2 protein-coding genes and 1 pseudogene are annotated in these 1,728 nt (G+C 62.8%); 1 reads left to right on the top strand and 2 read right to left on the bottom strand.

All coding sequences use genetic code 11. The features are described from left to right. Positions 1 to 197, top strand: a pseudogene (locus AC1DWI_RS21915) (S49 family peptidase); the annotation flags it as partial. A 76-nt stretch (positions 198 to 273) separates the two neighbouring features. Here the strand turns inward: AC1DWI_RS21915 and AC1DWI_RS21910 are convergent. Then, positions 274 to 1,041 carry an SAM-dependent methyltransferase gene (locus AC1DWI_RS21910; RefSeq protein WP_477671311.1) on the bottom strand — a complete coding sequence of 256 codons (768 nt, stop codon included), beginning with the start codon at positions 1,039 to 1,041 and terminating at the stop codon, positions 274 to 276. Further along, complete coding sequence (locus AC1DWI_RS21905) at positions 1,038 to 1,685, bottom strand: Maf family protein (protein WP_477725760.1); 648 nt, start codon at positions 1,683 to 1,685, stop codon at positions 1,038 to 1,040. The genes AC1DWI_RS21910 and AC1DWI_RS21905 overlap by 4 nt, the downstream gene beginning before the upstream one ends. Positions 1,686 to 1,728 lie beyond the last annotated feature (43 nt).

Raw genomic sequence — 1,728 nt, 5'->3', positions numbered from 1 at the left:
GCCAGCAGGCGGTGGAACTGGGCCTGGCCGACCAGCTCGGCAACCTTGAGTATGTGGCCCGCGAAGTGGTCAAGACCGACGAGATCATTGACTACACCCGTCGCGACAATGTGGCCGAACGGTTGGCCAAGAAGTTTGGCGCGGCGATGGGCGAAGGCGCAATGAAGGCCTTCAAGGCGATTCCGGCGCTTCGCTAGGACGACCTCTTGAGAAGGTGATGGCCCTTGCCAAAAAGCCCGCTTCGCGCGGGCTTTTTTGTTCCTGTCTGGCGCTCTAGCGGCCGATACAGAAAACGGTTGGCAATTCCAGTGGTGCCTGGAGTTTGTCGCGTTTCCAGCCGCTGACCTGCGCGCTGCGGGACCAGCCTTTGGTCATCGTCAGGCCGCAGCTCAGCGCCAGCCGGGTGTTGCCCTGCAGTGTTTGCAGCAGCGACTGGAACAAAGCCGCATTGCGATAGGGTGTTTCGATGAAGAGCTGGGTCTGGCCGGATTTGAGTGCCAGGGATTCCAGTTCCCGGATACGCTGGACGCGCTCGGCCGGTGCCTGCGGCAAGTAGCCTGCAAACGCAAAATTCTGACCGTTCAGACCGCTCGCTGCCAGCGCCAGCATCAGCGACATCGGGCCCGTCAGCGGCACAACCTCCAGCCCCAGGTCATGGGCGGCGCGTACCACCGAGGATCCGGGATCGGCAATGGCAGGCATGCCGGCTTCGCTGACCAGGCCCATGTCGCGGCTTTCCACGGCCGCCATCAAAAGGGGGCGCGCGTCGAAGTTGCCGGTGTGGTCGCCTTTTTTGTGAACCTCCCGTGGCAGCTCCTGGATTTGCTGCGACTGCAGCGGCGTGCTGAGCGGCTGCAGCGCGTCGATACGCTTGAGGTAGGCGCGCGTGCTTTTCGCGTTTTCGCAGATCCAGCAGGAGAGCCTGGCGGCGATTTGCACGGTGCCCAGCGGCATGACATCCTGCAGAGGGGCAAGGTCGTCGCAGCCGAAGTCAAGCGGTGCGGGCACCAGGTAAAGTTTCCCTTTTGTTGCGCCGCTCATGGCTGGCTCCCGCGGGCTGAAAGCAACTTCACGCCTGCGGCTTCGATGAGCCTGCAGGTGCGGATCAGCGGCAAGCCGATCAGCGCAGTCGGGTCGTCATTGTCGATCGATTCAAGCAGCGCGATGCCGAGGCCTTCGCTTTTGGCGCTGCCCGCGCAATCGTACGGTTGCTCGGTGCGCAGGTAGTTTTCAATTTCGTCATCCGTCAGCGCGCGGAATTTCACCCTCACTGCGGCCAGACTTTTCGCTTCATAACCGCTGTCCAGGCACAYGACGGCCACAGCCGTCTGAAAAATGACGGTTTGCCCTCGCATCCGGCGCAGCTGGATGACGGCGTTTTCGTGGGTGCCCGGCTTGCCGAGCGGCTGGCCGTCGAGGTCTGCAACCTGGTCGGAACCGATGACAACCGCGTCGGGAAATGCCTTGGCGACAGCCCGGGCCTTGGCCAGGGCCAGCCGCTCGGCCAGTGGGCCAGGGAGTTCGCCGGCATGGGGCGTTTCGTCCACGTCGGGCGCGACCACCTCAAACGGGATATGCAACCGCTGCAGCAATTCCCGGCGATAGCGGGAGGTCGAGCCCAAAATCAGGGGGCGGTTTTGCCCGGTGTGTCTGGAGATTGCGGCAGGGTCGGAGACAGGATTCATGCCTTGATTCTCTTACACTGCACACATGTCCAGATCCCTGCAG

The organism is Polaromonas sp. P3_C2, assembly GCF_056402675.1.
Note: the sequence above shows the minus strand (reverse complement) of the source record. Positions and strands in the feature narration are given on the sequence as shown.